Source organism: Sphingomonas sp. M1A8_2b (assembly GCF_053345535.1).
Map to the genome: position 1 here is coordinate 853498 of NZ_JBKFAH010000002.1, position 21747 is coordinate 875244.

Annotated in this window: 18 protein-coding genes and 1 other annotated feature; of the genes, 7 read left to right on the plus strand and 11 right to left on the minus strand. The window is 65.3% G+C overall.

The genetic code is table 11. The features are described 5' to 3' along the window. Positions 1-125 precede the first annotated feature (125 nt). The 5 genes from ACLBWL_RS12040 to ACLBWL_RS12060 form a co-directional block, all read right to left on the minus strand. Positions 126-851: a 3'(2'),5'-bisphosphate nucleotidase CysQ gene (locus ACLBWL_RS12040; RefSeq protein ID WP_447793506.1), complete on the minus strand. Its 726-nt coding sequence runs from the start codon at positions 849-851 to the stop codon at positions 126-128. A gap of 5 nt (positions 852-856) precedes the next feature. Next, positions 857-2770, minus strand: coding sequence for a sulfate adenylyltransferase subunit CysN (cysN, locus tag ACLBWL_RS12045; protein WP_447793297.1), 1914 nt, complete (start codon positions 2768-2770; stop codon positions 857-859). Then, a complete protein-coding gene (gene cysD, locus ACLBWL_RS12050; protein ID WP_447793299.1) occupies positions 2770-3696 on the minus strand; it encodes a sulfate adenylyltransferase subunit CysD in 927 nt (308 codons plus the stop codon). The genes cysN and cysD overlap by 1 nt, the downstream gene beginning before the upstream one ends. Positions 3697-3766: 70 nt before the next feature. After that, the gene (locus ACLBWL_RS12055) at positions 3767-5245 is read right to left on the minus strand and encodes a SulP family inorganic anion transporter (protein WP_447793301.1); all 1479 of its coding nucleotides are present in this window, start codon (positions 5243-5245) and stop codon (positions 3767-3769) included. A gap of 68 nt (positions 5246-5313) precedes the next feature. Continuing rightward, positions 5314-5369, minus strand: a sequence feature (sul1 is cis-regulatory element that is thought to sense ions involved in sulfur or methionine metabolism; They are found in Alphaproteobacteria). A 189-nt stretch (positions 5370-5558) separates the two neighbouring features. Next, positions 5559-6002, minus strand: a complete 444-nt coding sequence (locus ACLBWL_RS12060; protein ID WP_447793303.1) for a DUF488 domain-containing protein — start codon at positions 6000-6002, stop codon at positions 5559-5561. Positions 6003-6075: 73 nt separating this feature from the next. On the opposite strand from ACLBWL_RS12060, the gene trmFO reads away from it, so the two are divergent. Beyond that, a complete protein-coding gene (trmFO, locus tag ACLBWL_RS12065) occupies positions 6076-7443 on the plus strand; it encodes a methylenetetrahydrofolate--tRNA-(uracil(54)-C(5))-methyltransferase (FADH(2)-oxidizing) TrmFO (RefSeq protein ID WP_447793304.1) in 1368 nt (455 codons plus the stop codon). Here the strand turns inward: trmFO and ACLBWL_RS12070 are convergent. Both ACLBWL_RS12070 and ACLBWL_RS12075 read right to left on the minus strand, forming a co-directional pair. Then, the gene (locus tag ACLBWL_RS12070) at positions 7379-7846 is read right to left on the minus strand and encodes a histidine kinase (protein ID WP_447793306.1); all 468 of its coding nucleotides are present in this window, start codon (positions 7844-7846) and stop codon (positions 7379-7381) included. The genes trmFO and ACLBWL_RS12070 overlap by 65 nt on opposite strands. Positions 7847-7912: 66 nt before the next feature. Continuing rightward, on the minus strand, positions 7913-8563 hold the full coding sequence (locus ACLBWL_RS12075) for a squalene/phytoene synthase family protein (RefSeq protein WP_447793308.1): 651 nt from the start codon (positions 8561-8563) through the stop codon (positions 7913-7915). A 108-nt stretch (positions 8564-8671) separates the two neighbouring features. On the opposite strand from ACLBWL_RS12075, the gene ACLBWL_RS12080 reads away from it, so the two are divergent. The 3 genes from ACLBWL_RS12080 (at position 8672) to ACLBWL_RS12090 (ending at position 11176) form a co-directional block, all read left to right on the plus strand. Continuing rightward, positions 8672-9235, plus strand: coding sequence for a TadE/TadG family type IV pilus assembly protein (locus tag ACLBWL_RS12080; RefSeq protein WP_447793309.1), 564 nt, complete (start codon positions 8672-8674; stop codon positions 9233-9235). Further along, positions 9232-9762 (plus strand): TadE/TadG family type IV pilus assembly protein, encoded by a 531-nt coding sequence (locus ACLBWL_RS12085; RefSeq protein WP_447793311.1) that lies wholly within the window; start codon positions 9232-9234, stop codon positions 9760-9762. Before ACLBWL_RS12080 ends, ACLBWL_RS12085 begins: the two co-directional genes overlap by 4 nt. 103 nt (positions 9763-9865) lie before the next feature. After that, entirely contained in the window at positions 9866-11176 is a 1311-nt protein-coding gene (locus ACLBWL_RS12090) for a pilus assembly protein TadG-related protein (RefSeq protein WP_447793313.1), read from the plus strand. A 22-nt stretch (positions 11177-11198) separates the two neighbouring features. Here ACLBWL_RS12090 and ACLBWL_RS12095 read toward each other — a convergent pair whose 3' ends face one another. Together ACLBWL_RS12095 and pdhA are read right to left on the minus strand one after the other, a co-directional pair. Beyond that, positions 11199-12626 carry a pyruvate dehydrogenase complex E1 component subunit beta gene (locus ACLBWL_RS12095; RefSeq protein WP_353464417.1) on the minus strand — a complete coding sequence of 476 codons (1428 nt, stop codon included), beginning with the start codon at positions 12624-12626 and terminating at the stop codon, positions 11199-11201. Beyond that, complete coding sequence (pdhA, locus tag ACLBWL_RS12100; protein WP_056048766.1) at positions 12626-13678, minus strand: pyruvate dehydrogenase (acetyl-transferring) E1 component subunit alpha; 1053 nt, start codon at positions 13676-13678, stop codon at positions 12626-12628. The genes ACLBWL_RS12095 and pdhA overlap by 1 nt, the downstream gene beginning before the upstream one ends. 186 nt (positions 13679-13864) lie before the next feature. Here pdhA and ACLBWL_RS12105 point away from each other — a divergent pair, with 186 nt between their 5' ends. The 3 genes from ACLBWL_RS12105 to ACLBWL_RS12115 are packed head-to-tail and all read left to right on the plus strand — an operon-like array spanning position 13865 to position 17477. Beyond that, positions 13865-15217 carry an MFS transporter gene (locus ACLBWL_RS12105; protein WP_447793316.1) on the plus strand — a complete coding sequence of 451 codons (1353 nt, stop codon included), beginning with the start codon at positions 13865-13867 and terminating at the stop codon, positions 15215-15217. Continuing rightward, the gene (gene cysK / locus ACLBWL_RS12110) at positions 15214-16134 is read left to right on the plus strand and encodes a cysteine synthase A (protein WP_447793317.1); all 921 of its coding nucleotides are present in this window, start codon (positions 15214-15216) and stop codon (positions 16132-16134) included. Before ACLBWL_RS12105 ends, cysK begins: the two co-directional genes overlap by 4 nt. Continuing rightward, positions 16131-17477: a cell wall hydrolase gene (locus ACLBWL_RS12115; RefSeq protein ID WP_447793318.1), complete on the plus strand. Its 1347-nt coding sequence runs from the start codon at positions 16131-16133 to the stop codon at positions 17475-17477. The genes cysK and ACLBWL_RS12115 overlap by 4 nt, the downstream gene beginning before the upstream one ends. 77 nt (positions 17478-17554) lie before the next feature. Here the strand turns inward: ACLBWL_RS12115 and ACLBWL_RS12120 are convergent, their stop codons facing one another. Continuing rightward, the gene (locus tag ACLBWL_RS12120; protein ID WP_447793319.1) at positions 17555-19663 is read right to left on the minus strand and encodes a S9 family peptidase; all 2109 of its coding nucleotides are present in this window, start codon (positions 19661-19663) and stop codon (positions 17555-17557) included. Continuing rightward, entirely contained in the window at positions 19660-21735 is a 2076-nt protein-coding gene (locus tag ACLBWL_RS12125) for a prolyl oligopeptidase family serine peptidase (protein WP_447793320.1), read from the minus strand. The genes ACLBWL_RS12120 and ACLBWL_RS12125 overlap by 4 nt, the downstream gene beginning before the upstream one ends. Between the last annotated feature and the right edge of the window lie 12 nt (positions 21736-21747).

Consider the following 21747-nt stretch of genomic DNA (forward strand, 5'->3'; position numbering starts at 1 on the left):
CCCCGCAAGGGGGAGGTGGCAGGCGCAGCCTGACGGAGGGGAGGACACGCAACGGCGGTTTCCCTGACCTCCCCCTCCGTCGCTTCGCGACACCTCCCCCTTGCGGGGGAGGATCGGGAATTGAGTTACGCCCCGATCGCCGCCATCACCCGATCCCGTAGTGCGACGGGGCAGATCAGCAGGTCGGGCATGTAGACATCCCGACAATTATACACCAACGGCGACCCGTCGATCCGGCTGCAATGCAGCCCAAACGCTGACGCCACCGCGACCGGCGCGGCCGAATCCCATTCATACTGACCGCCCGAGTGCAGGTAGACGTCCGCCTCGCCGCGAACCACCGCCATCGCCTTAGCACCCGCCGAGCCCATCGGGATCAACGTCGCGCCGAGCATTTCGGCGACCTTCACCGCCTCGGGCGCCGGCCGCGTTCGGCTGACGACCATCCGTAGGGGATCACCTGGTGGCGGCACCGGCGCAGGCTGGTCCGAGCGCAACACGATGCCCAGTCCCGGCAGCGCGACCGCGCCAATCGTGGCGACGCCGTCGATCGCGAGCGCGACGTGCACCGCCCAGTCGTCGCGCGCCTCGCCATATTCGCGCGTGCCGTCGACCGGATCGACGATCCACACGCGCGACATTGCATTACGCGTGCCGTCGCATCGGCGCTCCTCGGACAACAGACCGTCGTCCGGTCGCGCATCCTGCAACGCATGGACGAGGAACGCGTTCGCGGTCTCGTCCCCAGCCTTGCCGAGCGCACCGGGCGAAAACACGCCGGACCGCCGCACTTCGAGCAGCAACCGCCCTGCCGTCTCGGCCAGATGCGCGGCGAGTTCGCCGTCGGTCATCGCGCTCATGGAATGAGCATCGCGACGATCACGTCGGCGGCCTCGTCCGGGGTCATCCCCGTCGTGTCGATCCGGATCTCCGGGTTCGCCGGCGCTTCATAGGGTGAGTCGATCCCGGTGAAGTTGGCCAGCTTGCCCGCCCGCGCCTTGGCATAGAGCCCCTTCACGTCGCGCCGTTCGGCTTCCGCAAGCGGCGTGTCGATATGCACCTCGATGAACTCGCCCGGCGCCATCATCTGCCGCACCATCTCGCGCTCGGCGCGGAATGGCGAGATGAACGCGGTGATCACGATCAGCCCGGCATCGGTCATCAGCTTGGCGACCTCGCCGACGCGGCGGATATTCTCGACCCGGTCGGCATCGGTAAAGCCCAAGTCGCGGTTCAGCCCGTGGCGTACATTGTCGCCATCGAGCAGGAAGGTGTGCCGGTTCATCCGAGCGAGCTTCATCTCGACCAGATTGGCGATCGTCGACTTGCCCGCGCCCGACAGCCCGGTGAACCACAGCACCGCCGCCTTCTGGTTCTTCAGCGCGGCGTGCGCTTCCCGGCCGATATCGGTCGCCTGCCAATGCACGTTCTGCGCGCGCCGGAGCGAGAAGTGCAGCATCCCCGCCGCGACCGTCGCGTTGGTGATCTTATCGACCAGGATGAACCCGCCGAGCTGACGATTGTCGGCATAGGGTTCAAATACCAGCGGTCGGTCGGTCGAGAGGTTGGCGATACCGATCGCATTCAGTTCGAGCGTCTTGGCAGCAAGCCGCTCCATCGTGTTGACATTGATCTGGTATTTCGGCTGCTGAACCGTCGCCGTCACGGTCTGCGTGGCGAGTTTCAGCCAATAGGGACGTCCCGGCAGCATCTCCTCGTCCGCCATCCACACGACGGTCGCCTCGAACTGATCGGCGGCCTCGGGTGGCGAGTCTGCGGCAACGATCACGTCACCGCGCGAGCAATCGATCTCGTCCGCGAGCGTCAGCGTCACCGACTGCCCGGCGACCGCGCTCGGCAGATCACCGCCGAACGCAACGACGCGGGCGATGGTCGAGGTGCGCCCGCCCGGCAGGATGCGCACCGCGTCACCCGGCGCGATCGATCCGCTCGCGACCAGCCCAGAGAAGCCCCGGAAGTCGAGATTGGGGCGGTTGACCCACTGGACCGGCATCCGAAACGCGCCCCCCTGATCCTCGCTGACGTCGAGCGTCACCGTGTCGAGATGGTCGATCAGCGTCGGCCCGTCGTACCAGGGCGTATTCGCGCTCGCGGCTGTAATGTTGTCGCCCTTGAACCCCGAAATCGGCATCGGCGTGAAGCCGGCAATCCCGATCGACTCCGCAAACGCCGCATAGTCCGCGACGATCCGGTCGTAGGTGGCCTGGTCGTAGTCGACCAAGTCCATCTTGTTCACCGCCAGCACGAGGCGCCGGATGCCGATCAGGTGCGCGAGATAGCTGTGCCGCTTGGTCTGCGTCAGGTTGCCCTTGCGCGCATCGACCAGGATCACCGCAAGATCGGCGGTCGACGCGCCGGTGATCATGTTGCGCGTGTACTGCTCGTGCCCCGGCGTATCCGCGACGATGAACTTGCGCTTCTCGGTCGAGAAATAGCGATAGGCGACGTCGATCGTGATGCCCTGCTCGCGCTCGGCAGCGAGCCCGTCGACCAGCAGCGCGAAGTCGATCTCGCCACCCTGCGTGCCGACCTTCTTCGAATCGCTCTCCAACGCGGCGAGCTGATCCTCGAAGATCATCTTAGAATCATACAGCAACCGCCCGATAAGCGTCGACTTTCCGTCGTCCACCGACCCACAGGTAATGAACCGCAGCAGGCTCTTGTGCTGATGCTGGAGCAGATAGGCGTCGATGTCCTCGGCGATGATGTCCTGCACCTGATAGGCGGACTCCTGCGTGCGCGTAGCCATCAGAAATAGCCCTCCTGCTTCTTCTTCTCCATGCTCGCCGAGCCCGCGTCGCGGTCGATCGCGCGGCCCTGGCGTTCGCTGGTGGTGGTCAGCAGCATCTCCTGGATCACCGCGGACAGGCTCGCCGCCTCGCTCTCTACCGCGCCGGTCAGCGGATAGCAGCCTAGCGTACGGAAACGGATCGAGCGCTCGACCGGCACCTCGCCGGGTTCCAGGCGGAAGCGATCATCGTCGACCATCAGCAGCATGCCGTCGCGCTCGACCGTGGGGCGCGGCGCGGCGAAATAGAGCGGGACGATCGGAATGTCCTCGATCTGGATATATTGCCAGACGTCGAGTTCGGTCCAGTTCGAGATCGGGAAGACGCGGATGCTCTCGCCCTTCGCTTTGCGCGCGTTGTAGAGGTTCCAGAGTTCGGGGCGCTGCTGCTTGGGATCCCAGCGGTGATGCGCCGCACGGAACGAGAAGACGCGTTCCTTCGCGCGGCTCTTCTCCTCGTCGCGCCGCGCGCCGCCGAACGCCGCATCGAAGCCGTGGAGGTCGAGCGCTTGCTTCAGCCCCTCGGTCTTCCACATATCGGTGTGGAGCGCACCATGATCGAACGGGTTGATCCCGCGCGCCTCGGCCTCGGGGTTCTTGTAGACGAGCAGCTCCATGCCGCTCTCCGCCGCCATCCGGTCGCGCAGATCGTACATCGCCTTGAACTTCCACGTCGTATCGACATGCAGCAGCGGGAATGGTGGTGGCGACGGATAGAAGGCCTTCCGCGCGAGATGCAGCATCACCGCGGAGTCCTTGCCGACGCTGTAGAGCATCACCGGGCGCTCGCACTCGGCGACGACCTCGCGCAGAATATGGATGCTTTCCGCCTCGAGCCGCTGGAGATGCGTGAGCGACACGGGTCCGGTATCTGAAGTTTTCGTCATCTCCTCCGACGTAGGGCGTCGGGGCGGCGCGTACAGCATCGTATTTCTCGCCCGCCCCAAAGATCGAGCACTAGCCTCCGATCGGATCCATCATCAGCGGGGCATGGCGATCGACCAGCGTTGCGCTCGCCGTGTTGAGGCCGATGACCTCGACCTCGCGGCCGTGGCGGCGGAGCTTATCGACGACAGTTTCGAGCGCGCCGACCGCGGTGACGTCCCACAGATGCGCGGCGGTCAGGTCGATGCGGACGGCGCGGGCCGTCTCGCGCAGGTCGAAGCGATCGGCGAAGATGTCGGCGCTGGCAAAGAAGATCTGCCCGCTTACCCGGTAGATACGCGTGTCGGTTGCCACGTCGTGATCGATCGCGACGTCCATCAGCCGCGTGACCTTCCACGCGAAGAACACGCCGCTGAGCAGCACGCCGACCCCGACGCCCAGCGACAGGTCGTGAGTCGCGACGGTGACGACGACGGTCGCGACCATCACCACGCTCGACATCTTGGGATGCCGCGCGAGATCGCGGAGCGAGCCCCAGGAGAAGGTGCTGATCGACACCATGATCATGATCGCGACCAGCGCCGCGACCGGCACCTGCGCGACCCATGGCCTTAGCGGCACCATGACGATCAGCAGGAACACGCCCGCAACCATCGTGGAGAGCCGTCCGGTGCCGCCATAGCGGACGTTGCCGACAGTCTGGCCGATCATCCCGCACCCGGCGATGCCGCCGAACGCGCCCGCCGCGAGGTTGGCGAGGCCGAGCCCGGTGCACTCGCGCGCCTTCGAGCTGGTGGTCTCGGTGAGTTCGTCGACCACGCTGGCCGTCATCATGGATTCGAGCAGGCCGACCGCGGCCATCGCGAACGCATAGGGCGCGACGATCCGGAGCGTGTCCCAGGTCAGGGGCACGTCGGGCAAGCCGAACGAGGGGAGCGAATCGGGCAGGCGGCCGAGATCGCCGACCGTCTTGAGCGGCATCGGGAACCACATCGCGATTCCCGTGAGGACGACGATGCAGATCAGCGGCGACGGGATCGCGCTGGAAATTCGCGGGACTAGGTAGATGATCGCGAGACCACCGGCGATCATCGCATAAGCCTGCCAACTGACGCCGACCATCTGCGGCACCTGCGCCGAGAAGATCAGGATCGCGAGCGCGTTGACGAAGCCGGCATGGACCGACTTCGAGACGAACCGCATCAGGATGTCGAGCTTGGCGAGTCCGAACGCAATCTGGAGTGCGCCCGCGAGGATCGTCGCGACGAGCAGATATTGCAGGCCGTGCGCGTGGACGAGCGCGGCGGCGACCAAGGCGACGGAGCCCGCCGCGCCGGAAATCATCGCGGGGCGGCCGCCGGCGAAGGCGATGACGATGCCGATCACGAACGAGGCGAACAGGCCGACCTCGGGATCGATGCCGGCGACGAACGAGAAGGCGATGACCTCGGGGATCAGTGCGAACGTGCCGACCATGCCGGCGAGAACGTCACGGCGCGCAGCCGTCGGGCCGCTGAACCATTCGGCTCGGTAACGAGAGAGTGATGTCATGCGTAAATCCGCAAAGGACGCGAGAACCGCGGCGATTGCGCGGGCGGTTCGGGAGAAAGGCGTCGGTGCGTTGTCCGGCGGATCGGCGGCCGGAATAGCCACCCGGAATTGCACCGGGTCCAAGCGAGTGGGGGTTGGTTAGCGCAGGGTGTGCTGCAATGCAACATGCAGTACGTTTTGCATCATGCAACTCCCGTCATCCTGACGAAAGTCAGGACCCAGGGTTACGGAGCGTGCCTTGTTTGGCTGTAGGTCCTGACTTTCGTCAGGATGACGGAGAGGGTCCGAGTGACGGAGGGGAAGCAGGCGCGAGTCAGGTAAACAAATCCACCACCTCGGCCCCCTCGCCCACCGCCTGCAACAACAGTGTCCGGTGACAATGACACGGGTCGCGCTCGTAACACAGCAGCGCGCTCGGCTTCTCCGCCGCCAAACCCAGCATGATCGCGGCCTGTGCCTGCGCCTCGGGCAATTCGAGTTGCTCGTCATACACCGCGGTCAAGGTCGCGACGTCACCCCTCTTCGCCGCATCGCGCCCGCGCTTCGGCGTTCCGAGCGCCTTCAGGTGCACATAGTCGATCTCGACTTCGCGCAACGACGCAGCCAGCGACGTCTTCGAAAACCCCGGCCGCCGCGACAACGGGAGCGCGCGGACGTCGATCACCCGCTCCACCCCCGCCGCCTTCAGCGCGCTGAGGAAATCGGCCATCGTCGTGGCTTCGTAGCCGATCGTGAAGATTGTCGTGGGATGGGTCATGGGAGCGAAGTGGGACTGCCGCGCCGACACGACAACCGCTGACACGACAGGCGTCCCGCGCTATCTGACCGGAATGACCCACGATATTCACGTCATCGGCGGCGGCCTCGCCGGTTCCGAAGCCGCCTGGCAACTCGCCGAAGCGGGCCTCAAGGTCCGCCTTTCCGAAATGCGCGGCAGCGGCGAAGAAACCCCCGCGCACCAGACCGACGGCCTCGCAGAACTCGTCTGCTCGAACAGCTTCCGCTCGGACGATGCCGAGAGCAACGCGGTCGGGCTGCTCCATCAGGAACTGCGCACGCTCGGCTCGCTGATCATGCGGCAGGCGGACATCCACCGCGTCCCCGCCGGCTCCGCGCTCGCCGTCGACCGCGACAATTTTTCGAACAGCGTGACCGAGGCGATCGACCAGCATCCGAACATCACCCTCGTTCGCGAACGAATCGACGCACTCCCGGATGGTCCGACGATCATCGCAACGGGTCCGCTCACCGCGGCGTCGCTTGCCGCCGGGATCGGCGCCGAAACCGGTCGCGAGGCGCTGGCGTTCTTCGACGCGCTCGCACCGATCGTCCACCGCGACTCGATCGACATGGACACCGCGTGGTTCGCGTCGCGCTGGGACAAGGGCGAGGGCAAGGATTACATCAACTGCCCGATGGACAAGGACCAGTATCTCGCCTTCCACCAGGGGCTGGTCGACGGCGAGAAGACCCCGTTCAAGGACTGGGAAAAGGATACGCCCTATTTCGACGGCTGCATGCCGATCGAGGTGATGGCGGAACGCGGCGTCGACACGCTGCGCTATGGCCCGATGAAGCCGGTCGGCCTCGACAACCCGAAGACCGGGCGCTGGCCGCACGCGGTCGTCCAGCTCCGGCAGGACAATGCGCAGGGCACGCTGTGGAACATCGTCGGCTTCCAGACCAAGCTGAAGCACGCCGATCAGGTCCGCCTGTTCCGCACCATCCCGGGCCTCGAGAATGCCGAGTTCGCGCGGCTGGGCGGGCTGCACCGCAACACGTTCATCCGCTCACCCGAACTGCTCGACGAGACGCTGCGGCTGAAATCGCGCCCGAACATCCGCTTCGCCGGCCAGATCACCGGGTGCGAGGGGTATATAGAGAGCTGCGGAATCGGCATGCTCGCGGGACTGTTCGCCGCGGCGGAACTCAACGGCAAGACGTTGACGCCGCCGCCCTACGCGACCGCGCTCGGCGCGCTCCTCGGCCACATCACGGGCGGCGCGGAGGCCGAGACGTATCAGCCGATGAACGTGAACTTCGGCCTGTTCCCGCCGATCCCCGGCCGGACCAAGAAGACCGACCGCAAGCGGATGTACACCGATCGCGGTCGCGCAGCGCTCGCACAGTGGCTCAACTCTCCTCCGCAACAGCCTGAGCCGGTGGACAATTCAGCCGAGCTGGCCCCTTCCGCTTGACCGCCGTGGTGGCAAATTCGGGCGCGGTCATCGTGCCCGATTTGTCACGGTCTGCATCGGCGAACTTGGTCGTCGCCTTGACCGCCCATTCGTCGAACGACAGCTTGCCGTCGCCATCGACGTCGAGCCGCGCGTAAGCCTTGCGTCGCTGGACCAGATACTCCTCGCGGGTGATCGTCGCATCGCGGTCCTTGTCGTAGCGATCGAAGCGCTTCTGTTCCCGCGTCTTGTCGGTCGCTTCGGGGGCGGCATCGGGTAGCGGATCGCCGGAGACCGCCGCGCCGGCTTGCGAGACCGGCTGCGCTGGCAGCAGCGGCCCTGGCCGCGCATCGCCGTGGAAGAACATGAACCCCGCGACGATCAACGCGATCACCGCCGCCCCGCCTGCCAGATATCGCCACATCGCCGTCGCCCCTATTGCCTAAGCCTGCACGCTAGGCCCCGGATGGGACGATCCCCAGACGAATGGTCAGTATCCGGTCAATCTATGCCACGCCAACCGGCCGACCCGCTTCGGGCTACCCGGCGGCGTTGGCGCAGCAGAAATATCGAACCGCGCCGACAGAGCCATTGCGCCGAGCACCCGCGCCCCGCCCGGCCAACGCCCGCGCAACGCGGCATCAAGCGCCTTCACGGCTCGCGTACGAGTCAACGTGCGACTGGGCGCATCGCTCAATCGCTGCGACAGGTCGGCCAGCGCCCAGCCCTCGCCCGCCAGCCCGATCCGGGCGTCGCCGACCGACAGCATCGTGCCGGCCATCTCGAACAACCGCCGCCCCCGATCGCGCGCGAACCGATCCACGGCCGCGGCATCGAGCACTGGCTCGAGCAAAGCCTCCCAGCCATCGGTCATCCCCGCCAGCATCATCCCCGACACGCCGGTCGGCAGGACACATGCCTGGAGCGCGGTCAGCACCGGTTCGGCCGGCGCCAGCGCGCCGTCGAGCCGCCCGAGCGCCTCGTACCACCACGTCAGTCGCATCTGCCCAACCAAAGGCTCCCGCGTCGTCCGCAGGATCCCACCCAGCGTATCGTCCAGCGCGAACAACGCCTCCAGCGCAGGGCGTGTGGTGAGGTCGGCATAACCCAAGGCCAGCCCAAATTCAGGGTTTGTCGTCATCGGTATTTCCTACCCATACGCCGTTGTGGCCGCTGCGGACCCGGCGACGGCGTAAACATTCCTTAAGCCGCCCATGCGATACGCATTTCGGGTGGATTCAGATCAGCTATGACGATGCTTTACGACGATATGCCGGTACGGCGCCAGCTATCGCGGCCGGCGTGGCGGGCGATCGTTTGCGACACGCGTGGCTCACCAGCGATCGAGTTCGCGATCATTGCACCGATGTTCATCGCGCTCCTGCTCGCCATCATCCAGATCGCGCTGTTCTTCTTTGCGCAGCAAAATCTCGAGACCGTCGCGGAAAACTCGGTGCGCAAATTGATGACGGGCAACGCGCAGCAGGCCAACATGACGCAGGCCCAGTTCAAGAACGCGGTCTGCGCCGATCTTCCGAGTTTCATGAAATGCGCGAACCTGATGATCGATGTGCGGGTTGCGACGTCGTTCTCGGACGCCAATACGGCCGCTCCGACCATCACGTATGACTCGTCCGGCAAGCCGACGAACCTCCAATTCGCCCCGGGCGGCGCTGGTAGCATCGTCGTCGTCAAGACGATGTACGTGTGGGACGTCGCCGATGGCCCGCTCGGGTTCGACATCTCGAACATGTCGAACAACAAACGGCTGCTGATCGCAACGTCGGTCTTCAAGACGGAGCAATACGCATGAACGGTGCGGTGCTGGGCAGGCTGGCGCACGATACGCGGGGCGTCTCGCTCATCGAGTTCGCGATCTGCCTGCCTTTCCTGATCCTGCTTTTCACGGGCAGCTTCCAGTTGAGCGATGCCGTGGCAGCCAATCGCAAGGTCACCATGGCGGCCCGGACGATCGCCGATCTGACTTCGCAATATACCGTGGTGTCCGACTCCGATCTCGATACCATCCTGAACGCTAGCCAGCAGGTGCTGGCGCCCTATTCCGCGGATGCCGCCACCATGACGGTAACACTGGTGACGACCGACGCGCTTGCCAGATCCACTGTCGCCTGGAGCGATGGGAAGAATACCAACGGCCTCAAGCCGGGTACTGCGTTCAACCTGCCGCTCGCCATCAAACAGCCCGGCACGTCGCTGATCGTCGCGCAGGTGGTCTACACGTACAATCCGAGTTTCGGCGCCACGTATATTGGCACGATCCCCCTGACCGAAACGATCATCATGAGCCCGCGCGGTTCCAGCACGATCACGCACTCGTGAAAGGCCCGTTCATCACTCTCCCGAAAACCGGTACAAGACCATGACGATGTCCCTCAGATCCTCGATACGGCGATTGATACGAGATCGGCGCGGTAACGTGCTGATGATCATGGGATTTGCCACGATTCCGATGGTGTTCGCGACAGGCATGGCGATCGATTATTCGGGCGCCGCGCGGCTTAGAACCAAGCTTAACGCCGTCGCGGACGCCGCTGCGCTTGCCGCTGTCACCACGCCGATGATGAGCCAGACGAGGGAAGCGAGCGCACTTGCCGCGTACACCATGTTCACGTCGCAGGCGTCCAACATCAAGGGACTGGAATATACCCTGACGGGCCCGGTCTTCACGTCGAACGCGACCATGGCCTCCTATGATTACGGTGCGTTCAAGATCGTCATCACGCAGACCAACTCGACGGGAATCAATCGTACTGCGGTCGTCAGCTACAAGGCGCGGTCGCAGAACAGCTTCGCAGGCGTGCTGGGCATGGCGACGCTGCCGATCAGCGGATCGTCGACGACCAACGCGAAGGTCGCGCCGAACATCGATTTCTACGTCCTGCTCGATACGTCGGGATCGATGGCGTTCCCCGCGACCTCCGCGGGAATCACGCAATTGCGTGCGCGGACCAACGGCTGTGCCTTCGCCTGCCACTCGACCAATGACGCGACCGCACGCGCTAAAAATGGGTCGTATACCGACTATTACGGCGTCGCCCTTTCGTACGGTATTCCGCTGCGGGTCGACGAGGCGCGCAAAGCGGTCCAGTCGATGATGACGCAGGCCACTCAGACGTCGAACAACAACAATGCCGACTATCGTGCGGCCATGTATACGTTTGCGGCCTCGGATTCTCGCGCCAACAACAGCTTCAAAATGCTGTCACAACTGACGTCAAATCTTCAGTCCGTATCGGACAAGGCGTCACAAGCGCAGACTTCGCTCTATTACAACAACGGCTGCCCGACGAACAAGTTCTGCAACAACGACACCGACACGGCGACAAGTGACGCATTCAACAGAATGAACGCGTTGATGCCTGCTCCCGGCAACGGCACCAACGCTCTCACCGACAAGCCTCAGTCGATCATGTTCGTGATTACCGACGGCATGCGCGATGAACAGCGATCGTCTGGACGGCCCGAGATCCCGATCGACACATCCTGGTGCACGACAGTCAAGGCGCGGGGAATACGCATCGCCATTCTATATACCGAGTATCTGAAGAGCTCTATGGATGGTGACCAATGGTCCCAAGACAACGTCGTGCCATATCTCAGTCAAGTCGAGCCCGCGCTCCAGACCTGCTCGTCGGACGGGCTGTATTATAAAGTAACGACCGACGACGACATATCGACCGCGCTCAACCGTCTCTTCTCGCAAGCCGTGTCCACCGCTCGCATCACGCAGTGAGCGGTGGACACGAGAAGCGTTATTACTTATACGTAACCTTCTTCACCGCCTTCACGACCTTCGCAACGTCGACCAGCATCAGCTTTTCGAGGTTTGCCGCATAGGGCATCGGCACGTCTTCGTTGGTAACGCGCAGCACCGGGGCGTCGAGGTCGTCGAAGCCGTGTTCCATCACCACCGAGACGATCTCCGAAGCGATCGAGCAGGTCGCCCAATTCTCTTCGACGATGATCATGCGGTTGGTTTTGGCGAGGCTCTTCAGGACCGTCTCGGTGTCGAGCGGGCGCAGCGTGCGGAGGTCGATGACCTCCGCGTCGATGCCTTCCTCGGCGAGCTTCTCGGCGGCTTCGAGGCTGATGCCCACGCCGATCGAGTAGCTGACGATCGTCACGTCCTTGCCCTCGCGGACGATCCGCGCCTTGCCGATCGGCAGGACGTGGTTGTCGAGCTTGGGGACGTCGAAGCTGCGGCCGTACATCAGCTCGTTTTCGAGGAACACGACCGGATCCTCGGTGCGGATCGCGGCCTTGAGCAAGCCCTTCGCATCGGCCGCGTCATACGGCGCGATCACGATCAGGCCGGGGACGCTTGCATACCACGCCGCGAAGTTGTGCGAATGCTGCGCACCCACGCGTGACGCCGCGCCGTTGGGACCACGGAACACGATCGGGCAGCGCATCTGGCCACCCGACATGTAGTTGGTCTTGGCAGCCGAGTTGATGATGTGGTCGATCGCCTGCAACGCGAAGTTGAAGGTCATGAACTCGACGATCGGGCGAAGGCCGCCCATCGCCGCGCCTGCGCCGATACCGGCAAAGCCGTATTCGGTGATCGGCGTATCGATGACGCGACGGTCGCCGAACTCGTCGAGCAGCCCCTGCGTGACCTTGTACGCGCCCTGATACTGCGCGACTTCCTCGCCCATCACGAAGACGCGGTCGTCCTCGCGCATTTCCTCAGCCATCGCATCACGAAGGGCTTCACGGACGGTCGTCTTGACCATCTCGGTTCCCTCGGGGATCGCCGGGTCGGAGATGCCGACCTTCTCGGCGGACGCGACGAGCTGCTGCGTGCCGCTCTCGGCCTTGGCCGGCGACGCGCCTTCGGGAACCGGGGGAGCCTTGTCGTCCGACGGCGTTTCCTTTGGCGCGGCGTTGGCCGCATCACCGGAGCGTGCTTCCGCAGGCTTCTGGTCGCTCGCGCTCTCGCCCTCTTCGAGGATCGTCGCGATGACAGTGCCGACCTTCACGTTGTCGGTGCCCTCGGCAACCGCGATCGAGCCGATCGTGCCTTCGTCGATCGCCTCGAACTCCATCGTCGCCTTGTCGGTCTCGATCTCGGCGAGGATGTCGCCCGACTTGACGCTGTCGCCTTCCTTGACGAGCCACTTGGCCAGCGTGCCCTCTTCCATCGTCGGGGAGAGCGCGGGCATCTTGATCTCGATCGCCATCAGTACTTCTCCACCAGAACGTCGGTGTAGAGCTCGGCAGCATCCGGCTCCGGGGTCTGCTCGGCGAAATCGGCGGCTTCGTTCACGATTTTCCTGATTTCCTGTTCAAGGGACTTGAGGTCCGCCTCGGTCACGCCCTGCGCGTCGAGCAGCTTCTTCATGTGATCGATCGGATCGGATTTGTCGCGGACCGCCTGGACCTCGTCGCGCGTGCGGTACTTGGCCGGATCGGACATCGAGTGGCCACGGTAACGGTAAGTCTTCATCTCGAGGATGACGGGGCCCTTGCCCGCGCGGACCCAGGCTAGTGCTTCCTCGGCGGCACCGCGGCACGCCAGCACGTCCATGCCATCGACCTGGATGCCGGGAATGCGGAAGCTCTCACCGCGCCGATACAGCTGGTCCTCGGCGGAGGCGCGATTGACGCTGGTGCCCATCGCGTACTGGTTGTTCTCGATCACGAAGATGATCGGGAGCTTCCACAGCTCGGCCATGTTGAAGCTCTCGTACACCTGGCCCTGGTTCGCGGCGCCATCGCCGAAATAGGCCATGCAGATGCCGCCGTCGTTCGAGTATTTATGCTTGAACGCGAGGCCAGTGCCGAGCGACACCTGCGCACCGACGATGCCGTGGCCGCCGTAGAACTTATGCTCGGTCGAGAACATGTGCATCGACCCGCCCTTGCCCTTCGAGATCCCCGAATTGCGCCCGGTCAGCTCGGCCATAATGACCTTCGGGTCGATCCCGTAGGCAAGCATATGGCCGTGATCGCGGTAGCCGGTGATCACCGAATCGGTCTCGCCGTTGAGCGCGGACTGCAGGCCGACAGCGACCGCTTCCTGACCGATGTAGAGATGGCAGAAGCCACCGATCAGGCCCAAGCCATAGAGCTGGCCCGCTTTTTCCTCGAAACGGCGGATCAGCAGCATCTGCCGATACATTTCGAGCAGTTCGTCCTTCGACGCTTCGTACGGCTTTGGTTCGGCCGGTCGTTCGCGGTTCGTAATCGGCGGTTCGGCGATTGCGCGTGCTGGTGGGGGGGTCTTGGCCACGATGTGGGAAACCTCGTTTTCCGTAGGGGAGTTGAGGGAGCCTATAGGCGCGGACGGGGCGGAACATCAATTCCCGTCTGGGGTATGCACGCCATCCCCCCGAATGACGCCGATTCCACTGCTATCCCCGCCCCAAGCAAAGCTCCGGTTGCCCTGCGCTCTCGACGAGGCCTAAAGCCACCCGCAATGGCTTCAACGATCGATCCGCAACCGCATCCGCTTCGCATTGCCAATTTCCGCGCCTATTGGCTGTCCCGCTTCACCGGCACGATCGCCGTCAGCGCGATGTCGATCGTGATCGGGTGGCAGGTCTACAACCTCGCCCGCGAGACGATGGACATCCGCCAGGCCGCCTTTATGCTCGGCATGATCGGGTTCGCGCAGTTCGTGCCGCTGTTCCTGCTGACCCCGATCACCGGCCTCGTCGCGGACAGCTTCGATCGCCGCTGGATCGTCCGCGCCACGACCGCACTCCTGGTACTGACCGCCGCCACGCTCTGGCTGCTGACCTGGTCGGGCCATCTGAGCCTCGGCGTGCTGTTCGTCGCCGCGGTCGCATTCGGGATAGCCCGTGCCTTTTCCGGGCCGGCCTATTCCGCGCTTGCCCCCAACCTCGTCCCCCGCGCGGTCCTCCCGACCGCGATCGCGGTGAGTTCGATCGCGTGGCAGGTCGGCACGATCGCCGGACCCAGCGTCGGCGGGCTCCTGTACGCGATCCACCCGGAGGTCGCGTACGGCGTCGCAACGCTGCTGTTCCTGGTGGCGCTCGTCTTCATGTTCCTGATCGGCCCGGTGCCGCAGCCGGCGACGCAGACCGACCACCGCCCGCTCGCCCGCATCATCGAGGGCTTCAGCTATGTCCGCCGCAACCGGCTGGTGCTGGCGACGATCACGCTCGACCTGTTCGCGGTGCTGCTGGCGGGCGCGACGTCGCTGTTGCCGGTCTATGCGCGTGATATCCTGCACGTCGGATCGCAGGGGCTCGGCGTGCTCGCGGCCGGCATGGGCATCGGCGCGGCGGTCACCGCCGTGTGGTTCTCGGTCCGGCCGATGAGCACGAATGTCGGCATCAAGATGCTGATCGCAGTCGTCGTGTTCGGCCTCGGCATCCTCACCTTCGGTCTCGCCACCCCGATCGTCGCGCTGTTCGGGCTCGAGCCCGCCTCCATCGCCGGCGTGCCCGTCAACCCCGCCTTCATCCTCAGCCTCGTCGCGCTCATCGTCGCGGGGGGCGCGGACATGATCTCGGTCTATGTCCGCCAGTCGCTGATCCAGCTCCACACGCCGGACGCGATGCGCGGCCGGGTCAGCGCGGTGTCGCAATTGACCATCTCCGCCTCGAACGAACTCGGCGAATTCGAGAGCGGGGTGATGGCCTCGCTGCTCGGCCCGGTCGGCGCAGTGGTATTTGGCGGCGTCGGCGCTATTGCGATCACGATCGGCTGGGCGCGACTGTTCCCGGAACTCAGGGCGGCAAAAACCTTTGATCCCCCCGAGATGTTAGAGACCGAACCTCAGCACGGAGACGCCAAGCCATGAAGGCCACCTCGATTCTCGACACGATCGGCAACACGCCGCACGTCCGCCTGTCGAAGCTGTTCCCCGATTCCGAAGTCTGGGTGAAGTCCGAGCGCTCGAACCCCGGCGGTTCGATCAAGGACCGTATCGCGCTCGCGATGATCGAGGCGGCGGAAAAGGACGGCCACCTCCAGCCCGGCGGCACGATCATCGAGCCTACCAGCGGCAATACCGGCATTGGCCTGGCGCTCGTCGCGGCGGTCAAAGGGTACAAGATCGTTCTCGTCATGCCCGAAAGCATGTCGATCGAACGCCGCCGCCTGATGCTGGCCTACGGCGCGACCTTCGACCTGACCCCGCGCGAGAAGGGCATGAAGGGCGCGATCGAGCGTGCGCTCGAACTCGTCCAGCAGACCCCCGGTGCATGGATGCCGCAGCAGTTCGAAAACCCCGCGAACATCGCGGTGCATGTCGCGACGACGGCGCAGGAAATCCTCGCCGACTTCCGCGAGACGCCGATCGACGTGATCATCACCGGCGTCGGCACCGGCGGCCACATCACCGGCGTCGCCGAAGCGCTGAAGAAGGAGTGGCCGTCGCTCAAGGTCTACGCGGTCGAGCCCGCCGCCTCGCCGGTCATCGCGGGCGGCCAGCCCGGGCCTCATCCGATCCAGGGGATCGGCGCAGGGTTCATCCCGGTCAACCTCCACACCCAGGCGCTCGACGGCGTGATCGAGGTCGACGCCGCGGTCGCTAAGGACATGGCGCGCCGTTCGGCGACCGAAGAGGGCATGCTGGTCGGCATCAGCTCCGGCGCGACGCTCGCGGCGATCCTCCAGAAGCTGCCCGACCTGCCTGACAATGTGCGGGTTCTCGGGTTCAATTACGACACCGGCGAGCGCTATCTGTCGGTTCCGGACTTCCTGCCCGAACAGTGAGCGTTCCTTCTTCCGCGCGCGGCGCGCCGTCCTCCTCCGCGCGCGGTTCGACCGCGCTGCACGTCGTTCTGACGGCAATCGCCGGGCTCGCCATCGTCGGCCCGGCGCTGGTGGTGGCCAATGCGCCCGTTATCGTCCCGACGAAGCGCGTGGCACTGCCGCCGCGGCGCGTCGTGCCGAAGGCCGAGGTCCCACAGGTCGAACCGTTGAAGTTCGTCGACCTGACCCCGACCGACGCCCGCGCCTTCAACGCGACCGTCCCGTTCTCGACCGAGCCGAACCCGGCGGCCAAGCCGTTCCACTTCGCCGGCGCGCCGGACGATCGCGCGCGGGCAATGGACTGCATGGCCGCGGGCATCCTCTATGAAGCCGGCGACGACACGCTCGGCGAACGCGCAGTGGCGCAGGTCGTTCTGAACCGTTTGCGCCATCCCGCCTTTCCGAAGACCGTCTGCGGCGTGGTATTCGAGGGGCAGGACCGCACCACCGGCTGCCAGTTCAGCTTCAGCTGCGACGGCGCGATCACCCGCTGGCACCCGACCGAGGACGCCTGGCGCCGCGCGCGCGAGGTCGCCACCGCGGCGCTCGGCGGCGCGGTGTTCAGCCAGGTCGGCTATGCCACGCACTACCATACCGACTGGGTCGTGCCCTATTGGCAGTCGAGCCTGGACAAGATCACCGCGGTGCACACGCACTTGTTCTTCCGCTGGTCCGGCTGGTGGGGCACACCGGCGGCGTTCGGCCGTCATCCCGAAACCGTCGAACCGGTGATCACTCAGCTGGCCAGCCTGTCAGACGCGCACAAGACCGGCGCGGCCTTCGACGAGGCCCAGGCGGCGTTGGCCGAGGCCTCCGCGGCGATGGGGTTCGTCACGGCCGCGGACTCGGATGACGCTGGCGCCGATGACGCCTCCGCGCGGCGCATCGACGCGGATACCGTCGTCGTCGTGTTCCCGCGCGGGCAATCGCTGGACACGCTCGTGACGGCCGCGACGCAGTCGTGCGGCAACCGGTCCTTCTGTCGGTACATGGCATGGCTCGACGGCACGAAGGTGCCCACGTCGCTGCCGCTCGATACCGCGCAGATGACCTCGCTGACGTTCAGTTATCTGCGCGATCGATCGAACGGCTATGAACGGGCGTTGTGGAACTGCCGCGAGTACAAGCGCCCGGATCCGTCGCAGTGCCTCCAGCCGCCGGGAACAAAGATCGCGGCCCCGCCGCCCGCCGCAGCAGATCCCGCGGTCAAGCCTTCCGGAGCAGACCTCAATGGCGTCAGACGGAAGCCCACGGCTCCGTCGGACCCAGTCGCACCGGCAGCCAAAACCGTCGCCGGTCAGTAAGTCGCGTAGGCCTGAAGGCGATCAGCAGGTGGAGGGATGCGGCACGTCGTCGCATCCCTCCCGTTGCGGCAGACCTGCTACTTCGCGACACCAAGCTGTTGCAGCATGAATGCCTGCCATTCGGCATTCTGGCGATAGCGCTCGAACCGGCCGGACTTGCCGCCGTGGCCGGCTTCCATGTTCACCCGGAACAGCAGCGGGTTCTTGTCGATCTTTAGTTCGCGGAGCTTGGCGACCCACTTGGTCGGCTCGTAATATTGCACCTGGCTGTCCCATAGCCCGGTGCCGACATAGAGCGCCGGATACGCCTTCGCCTTGACGTTGTCGTACGGCGAATAGCTCAGCATGTAATCGTACGACGCCTTCTGCGCCGGGTTGCCCCATTCGTCATATTCGAACGTCGTCAGCGGGATCGACGCGTCGAGCATCGTCGTCACCACGTCGACGAACGGCACCTGCGCGATGATCAGCTTGTAGTCCTGCGGCGCCATGTTCGCGACGCCGCCCATCAGCAGCCCGCCCGCGCTGCCGCCCATCGCCGCGACGCGGTCCTTGGCGGCATATTTTTGCGCAACGAGATAGCGGGTGACGTCGATGAAGTCGGTGAAGCTGTTCTTCTTGTTGAGCAGATGGCCGTCGTCGTACCAGCCGCGCCCCATCTCCTGCCCGCCGCGGATATGCGCGATCGCATAGACGACGCCGCGATCGAGCAAGCCGATCCGGCCCGGATCGACCGCGGGATCGCTCGATATTCCGTAGCTGCCATAGGCGTATTGGAAGAGCGGCGCGGTGCCGTCGCGCTTGGTGCCCTTGGCGTAGACCAGCGACACCGGCACGCGCGTGCCATCCCGCGCAGGCGCCCAGACGCGTTCGGTGACGTATTTCGCAGGGTCGTATCCCGGCACCGGCGCAACCTTCAGCACGCGCCGCTCGCCGGTCTTCGCGTTGACCTCGTAGGTCGTCGTCGGCGTGACCAGCGAGCCATAGGTGTAGCGCACCCACGGCGTCGCCGTCTCCTCGTTGACGTCGAGCGACATGCGATAGGCAGGTTCGTCGGCGGTCACCGCGGTCGACTTGCCGGCATCGTTCAGCACCCGGATCATGCGGTTGCCGCCTTCACGCTGGTCGATCGCGACGAACCCGTCGAACGGCTTGAACCCCTCGATGAAGACGCTGTCGCTGGCCGGCGTCAGGTCGCGCCACGCTGCCGTGCCCTTGGCGAGATCAGCGTCGGCGACGGTGACGAGCTTGTAGTTCTTCGCGCCCTTGTTCGTGCGGATGATCCAGCGATTGCCGATATGATCCGCGCTATACCGGAACTCCCGCGCGCGCGGTGCGACGATCGTGAAATTCGTCGGGGCGGCCGCGGGCGCGCAGCGTTGCTCGTCACTCACCGTGCTGCCGACGCCGATGCAGACGAACTTGTCATCGGAGGTGCGCGAGACCTCCATCGAATAGGTGTCGTCCTTCTCTTCGTAGAGCAGACGGTCGCTGGCGACCGGCGTGCCGAGGACATGCGCCTTTACGCGGTAGCCGCGCAACGTGACGGGGTCCTTCTCGACGTACAGCAACGTCTTGTTGTCGTCCGCCCAGACGACGTTCGGCTCGATGTTCGAGAGCGTGTCGGCGATCGCCGCGCCGGTCGCGAGGTCCTTCACCTTGAGCACATATTGGCGCCGCCCAACGGTATCTTCCGCCCAGGCGACGCGGGCGTTGTCGGGGCTCACCGCCCAGTCGCTCAGCGCGAAGAAGCTGTGGCCCTTCGCCATCGCCGGCTCGTCGAACAGTGTTTCGGCAGGCGCGGTCGGGCTGCCCTTGCGGCGCTCGAGGATCGGATAATTTGCCCCCGTCTCGAACCGCGAACCGTAATAATAGCCGTTCTTCGCATACGGCACCGAGCTGTCGTCCTGCTTGATATGCGAGACGGTCTCTTCGTACAGCTTGGCCTGAAGCGGCTTCAGCGACGCGAGTTGCGCGTCGGCATAGGCGTTCTCCGCGGCAAGGTAGGCGAGCATCTCCGGGTTCTTCCGCGTGTCGTCACGCAGCCAGTAATAATCGTCCTCGCGCGCGCCGTTGGGCGACGTCACCTGGAACGGCTTCTTGGCGACACGCGGTGGTTGGACCTGTGCGACCGCCGCGGTCGAGACCAGCGCTACGCCGGCCAGCATAATGTACCGTATCGTCATTGTGCTGCTCCCTGTGCCGGCGTCGTTGCGCCTGCCGGCTTTCGGTATCGATCGAACCAGGCGATGATCGCCGACGCTTTTGCCGCCGATTGCGACGGGCGGGCGGCAAGGCCACCGTGGCTCGCACCCGGCACCTTCACAAGCGCGGTCGGCACGCCGCGGATCTGAAGCGCCGCGTAATATTGCTCGGACTCACTCACCGGCGTCCGGTAATCGTCGCCACCGACCACCACCAGCGTCGGTGTCTTGACGTTGCCGACCAGGCTCAGCGGCGAGCGGTTCCAATAGCTCATCGGATCTTCCCACGGCAGCTTGGTGAACCAGTAGCGCGAAGTGAAAAGCGTGTTGTCCATCGTCAGCGCCTCGCTGATCCAGTTGATCACCGGCTTCTGCGTCGCGGCGGCCTTGAACCGGTCGGTCTTGCCGACGATCCACGCGGTCAGCAGCCCGCCGCCCGAACCGCCGGTCACGAACAGATTGTCCGGATCGGCGGTACCCTCCGCGATCGCCGCGTCGACCGAGGCGATCAGGTCGTCATAGTCCGCGGCGGGATAGGTCTTGTCGATCAGGTTGGCGAACCCGGCCCCGTAGGAGGTCGAACCGCGCGGGTTCGTCCACAGCACCGCGTAACCGGCCGCGGCGTAGAGCTGCATATCGGTCGCGAAGCCCGGGCCGTAGGCGGCGTTCGGACCGCCGTGGATCTCCAGGATCAACGGCACGCGTTGACCTGCGACACGCCCCGGCGGAGTGGCGAGCCATGCGTCGATCGGGCGACCGTCGGGCGCAGTCACCGCGATCTTCCGCACCGTCGCCAGCGCCTTCGATCCGGTCAGCACCGCGTTCAGCGTCGTCAGGCGTCGCGGCTTGCCGCCCGCCAGCACCCAGACGTCGGCGGGGGCGCTCGCATCGCCGCCGGTATAGGCGATCGTGCCGCCCTTCGAGACCGAGAACTCGCCGCCGGTATAGGGCCGGTCGAGCCCGCCGCCCGCGACATTGTCGATCAGCGGCGTGACGCGACCATCGACACCGACGCGTGCGACGCGACGCTGGCCGTGGTCATCATAGCTCGCATACAGGCTGCGACCGTCGGCAGACCACACCGCGTCCTCGATTCCGCGGTCGAGCGTGGCGGTGAGCGAGCGCGGCAAGGCAGCGTCGCGATCACCGACATAGAGCTGCGTGTTCTCGTAGCTGCGGCGCTTGTCGTCGAAACCGAGCCACGCGATCTTCGAGCCATCCGGCGACACGCGCGGTTGGGCGTCGGGGCCGTCGCGCGTCGTCAGCGTCCGCATCGTGCCGCTCGTCGCATCGACCGCGATCACGTCGGAGTTCATCACCTGGCGATCGGCGGCGGGGCCACGGATCGCGGCGAAGACGATGCTGCGGCCATCGGGCGTCCACGACAGCGGGCCACCATCGTCGAACTTGCCGTATGTCAGCTGCCGAGCCGCGCCCCCGTCCGCGCCGACCACGAACAGATGATCGTACCCCGGCTTCACATAGCCCGGCCCGTCGTTGCGGTAGTTGACGCGGTCGATGATCGTCAGCGGCTCGGCCCATTTCGCGCCCTCGGGCTTGGGTGGCTGCGTGCCAAGCTTGGTCCCCTCGCCCGCCACCGTGGCGATATAGGCGAGCTTCGTGCCGTCGGGCGACCAGGCGAGCGCCTGCGGATCGCCGGGGAAACTCGTCACGCGCGCGCTCTGCGCACCGCCGATCCAGCGGACGAACAGCTGCGATCCTTCGCCGTCGCGCGCTGCATAGGCGATCCTTGCCCCGTCGGGCGACCAGCGCGGGCTGCTGCCGTCGGTGGCGAACGGGGTCTGGCGACCACTCGCGACGTCGATCAGCCAGAGCGAGGATTGCATCTTGTCGGTCATCACGTCGCCGGTGCGGCGGACATAGACGATGGTCTTGCCGTCCGGACTGATCTGTGGATCGGCTGCGATCGTCAGACCGAACAGATCGCTGCCGGTGAAGCTGCGCGATGGACCGTCAGGTACCGGGGCAGTCGGCTGTTGCTGGGCAAAGGCCGGCGTCGCCGCGAGCAGGAGGAAGGCAAGGGTCAAGCGCAACGAACGGCTCCT